Genomic DNA, 3928 nt, shown 5'->3' with positions numbered 1-3928 from the left:
CTGTTTTGCTGTTCCCGGCAACTGTGATGCCTGGGAGATCCTGAGGGTCATCGAATATTCTGACGCAGTGAACCTGCACGGAACCTCCCTTGAGGTAGGGCCGGTAACCTTTACTGGTGTTGGAGGTTCAAACCCTACACCCTTTAACACACCTTTTGAACTCTCTGAAGAGGAACTGTGTGAACTGTTAGAGAAGGCAAAAAAGAGGGCGCACCAGAACGTACATAATATTCTGGTCACCCATGCACCCCCATACGGCACACTTGATGATATTGGCGGAACAAATGTAGGGTGCAGATGCTTCCGTGATAGCCTGAAGGATTTTGATCTCGTCTGCTGCGGCCATATTCATGATCACACCGGGGTTGTTGAGATCGAAGGAACGCTGGTCGTCAACCCCGGACCTGCCTCAGAGGGGAAATGCGCGCTCATCACTCTGGGGGACGAAGCAAAAGAGATTGAAGTGGAATTTGTCACTCTTTAGAGAGCAGCAGTTCAAGATACGATACCGGTATGTGTGCCCCGAAAATATTCAGCTCTTTTTTAACGGCATCAATTTTTTTATCTGCTGCAGCGATATCAGTGTCAGTCAAAACTTCAATTTCAATATATGTGCCCAGACCTTCCACGCAGTCAAGAGCAATGGTTGTGCCGCCGTATTGGTATTCATGCCGCTCTTTTCTGACGGTTGCACTAATAAAAAAACCGGTTGCCGTAAGAAGGGCAATGGCATCCTCTGCGGACTCTACTGAGAGTGTTATTTCTGTTCGTGCCTTTGACCCGCCTGACTGAGTTTTCGGGCCTTTGTAGGTGATCTCAGTGCCGGATTCTGTCTCGCGTACACGCAGTGCCTCATCCGTGTGGGCATAATCACAATGCGGTGCATTCAGATAGGTATCCTGCTGGGACGAACCGCCGAGATCCGCTGCTCCCAGAGAGCGCAGACAGTCTGCGATTTCCGGGAGATTTGATACTGCAATTTTGGTTTCAACTTCGATTAAAGAACTCATTATTTTAAGTAAACACGCCGTATAAATATAGACAGGTGAAATGAATGGTAGTTAATGAAGGAAGTTTTATTAAACTGAGATTTACCGGCTTATCAGAGGGTCTTGTATTTGATACCACTGAAGCAGACAAAGCAACTGAAGCGGGTATCTTCAATGAAAAGAAAGAATACAAGCCAATTGTTGTGCGCCTTGGCGGTATGCACATCATCCCCGGTCTCGATGAGGCATTAATCGGCAAAGAGGTTGGCGAAAAAGGCACCGTCGAAATTCCTCCGGAGAAGGCATACGGCCCCCGCGATGAATCACTGATGCGGTCTGCTCCTGTCAAAAATTTTGGCGAGAAACCTCAGGTTGGTATGAGAATCACATCCGACGGCGAGGAAGGTATCGTTGCCGGTGTTGTTGGTAAAAGGGCTGTCGTCGACTTTAACCATGTACTTGCCGGAAAAACACTTACCTACGAATATGAGATCGAAGCAGTTGTTGAGAGTCCCGAAGAACAGGTACAGGGTCTGATTGATCTGTATGTCGGGAGAGAAATGGATATTGAACTCACCGATGGTCTTCTCACCGTGATTCTGCCTCCGGGCATTAACTATGACAAACGCTGGGGAATGGCCCGCGGCATCCTTATGCATCAGATCTTTGAATTTATCAATGGTATCGACGAGATCATTTTAAAAGAGTCATACAAACGCCCCGCTGCACCTGAAGAGATCGAAGAAGCTGAAGTATCTCCGGCACCGGAAGAAGCAGATGAATCTTCTGAACCAGAAGAATCATCCGAAGAATAATTTTTTTACTGAATTTTTTTAGTGAATGGGAAAACGCAGTATTGCGGCGATTCCCCCAATTGCTTCCAGTTGTTTTCCCGGTTCAAATTCTGAGGAAAAGACGGTGATCGTTGCACGCATCGTATCGGCGGTTTCAAGGAGACGATTGATGGTTTCCTCGCTCATTTTCGTGTCAACAACAAGAATGTCTGATACTGCACCGTAGTGAACTGCCGTTGCAACCTCATCAACACCGTATGCAGCGGGACCGCTGCCCGCCATCCTCTTAAGCAGTTCTTCCATCAGGGTTACCTCCCTTCCCAGCTGAAGATCCTGTGTTATCCGTTCCAGTATACCCTGTCCGATCACTTCCTGCACCGCACCACGCCCTGTTCTGCGTGTCTCAGCAGTCAGCATACGGCCGGCCATATCCAAATCGGTTCTCCGGAGATAGGTTAGAAAATCCTCTTTCACAAAACCGGGCCCTGCAATAACAATCGATCCGGTGACCATGGTGAGGGAGTGATAGATCTCTTCAAAAAAAGCATGTCTGGCATCTACACCCTCACGTTTTCCGCTTCCGGCGGTAATTTTCATAACATATTCCGGCCCGTACTGGCGGATACGGAATATCTGTGCCTCCCCTTCCTCGATGGCTACAATATGTACGATGCCTGAGGTGGATGCAGTGACTGCCCTATCGATTCGTTCCAGTTCAACCTGCGTCCATCGTTTAATGACAGAGACTTCCCGACCCGGTTCAAGATTGATGGTATGGTAAAAACCGGTGTCAGGACCCTGTTCAATCACCCCGGATATTCTCAGCCTGACGGTATCCGGGTGGAATTCTGTCTTCTCCACCCGGAGGCCCAGTCGTACCGGTTTTTTTTCGGTCTTTTCCGGCCGCGTTTTGTCAGTCTGGGAATCAAGGCTCCTGAATGTATCTGCAAAAATAAGATCGCCTGTTCTGATGAGATGTTTGATATGCCATATGTCATCAATTGATTCCGGAAACAGCCGTATCTCACCGTCTGAATTTTTCAGGGCATCGAATTCTGCTTTCATAACTCTTCAGTAATATCTGATCCGCCCGGAGGGACAAATGCGGCAATACTCTCTGAATTCAGGACATTTTTCATTGATTTCCATTCATCACCATATTTATCCCGTAACATTCTGAGTATTTTTTTGGCAACGTCATTGGGCTCATAGCGTCCCGGACGAAGGATGACATAATGCTCTGCCCTGCATTTCACCGCATCGATAGGCCCTCCGATCACACCTAACTCAGGGGCTACCTGCAGGCCGATGGCAACACCAAGGCCGACATTCCGTGTGTATGTCCGCTCCCCCCTGATGATGAACGAACCGCGTGAGACGTATTCTCCGGTTTCCGGAGTCTTACTCACCTGGTTGGGCGACGCAGCATATACATCGGCTGTCAGATGACCGTTTTTCCAGGCATTTGAATATGATGCGGCAAACTGGGCGACTTCATCATTCTTTTCCGTATTTCCTTTGACAATGATGACACTGCCGCCATGCACATCAGCATGGACAAAGGTGTCGCCCCCCTGAAGGTATTTTTTTACCACTTCTTCATTCGTACCGGCATCCTTCCCGCCAACCATCAGCACTCCGTCAGATGTATAGCACCAGCGGAACCGGTGGAACCATTTCTTCTTTCGCAGAGGAATCACTGTTTTCTGCTTTTTGGGGGTGATTACCATGCGTTCCATCGCTGCAAATGCGCCGGTCCGCTTCCTTTTAAATTTCTTTGCCAGTTCGTAATACCGTTCGGCGTTGGCTTCAAGACTCTCCTCTACAAAGAGTTTTACAATTTTTCCATCAATATCAAGGTCAATCGCACTTTCAGCAGGGTATACACATTTTATGGCGGAAGCTGCATCACTCTTGCTCTCTTTCAGGATTTTTTCAATATCCTGCCAGGATGAAGAGGCACTGGCATTCTTCAGCGTCGTAAGGATTTCATGGACAAATGTGTAATGCGTATAGATAGCATCAACAATGACCTCATATCGCTTGATCTTTTTTTCAAACGAAGCAATAGCATCCAACTGCCGTACCCGGATATTCTCTTCACGGCTGAGTTTTGGTTTTGGCGGGGTAATCAGTTCTTTCCCG

The 3928-nt window shown here is 48.0% G+C and carries 5 protein-coding genes; 2 read left to right on the top strand and 3 right to left on the bottom strand.

What is annotated here, in order from left to right:
- Window positions 1–484, top strand: a 484-nt coding sequence (locus MKMG_RS11010) for a metallophosphoesterase family protein (RefSeq protein WP_165077971.1), incomplete at its 5' end; no start/stop codon positions are given.
- Here MKMG_RS11010 and cyaB read toward each other — a convergent pair.
- Window positions 474–1010 carry a class IV adenylate cyclase gene (gene cyaB, locus MKMG_RS11005; protein ID WP_165077969.1) on the bottom strand — a complete coding sequence of 179 codons (537 nt, stop codon included), beginning with the start codon at window positions 1008–1010 and terminating at the stop codon, window positions 474–476. The two genes, MKMG_RS11010 and cyaB, sit on opposite strands and share 11 nt — an antisense overlap.
- A 44-nt stretch (window positions 1011–1054) precedes the next feature.
- On the opposite strand from cyaB, the gene MKMG_RS11000 reads away from it, so the two are divergent.
- A complete protein-coding gene (locus tag MKMG_RS11000; protein ID WP_165077967.1) occupies window positions 1055–1804 on the top strand; it encodes a peptidylprolyl isomerase in 750 nt (249 codons plus the stop codon).
- A gap of 18 nt (window positions 1805–1822) precedes the next feature.
- Here MKMG_RS11000 and MKMG_RS10995 read toward each other — a convergent pair whose 3' ends face one another.
- On the bottom strand, window positions 1823–2848 hold the full coding sequence (locus tag MKMG_RS10995; protein ID WP_165077965.1) for an mRNA surveillance protein pelota: 1026 nt from the start codon (window positions 2846–2848) through the stop codon (window positions 1823–1825).
- Window positions 2845–3928: ribosome rescue protein RqcH (gene rqcH, locus MKMG_RS10990; protein WP_165077963.1), on the bottom strand; the 1084-nt coding region annotated here is incomplete at its 5' end. The genes rqcH and MKMG_RS10995, both read right to left, overlap by 4 nt.

The sequence above is a fragment of the Methanogenium sp. MK-MG genome, assembly GCF_009914725.1.
In the GTDB taxonomy this organism is placed as follows: Archaea; Halobacteriota; Methanomicrobia; order Methanomicrobiales; family Methanomicrobiaceae; genus Methanogenium.
The sequence above is the reverse complement of the archived record's forward strand: the minus strand, read 5'-3'. Positions and strand labels throughout refer to the sequence as shown.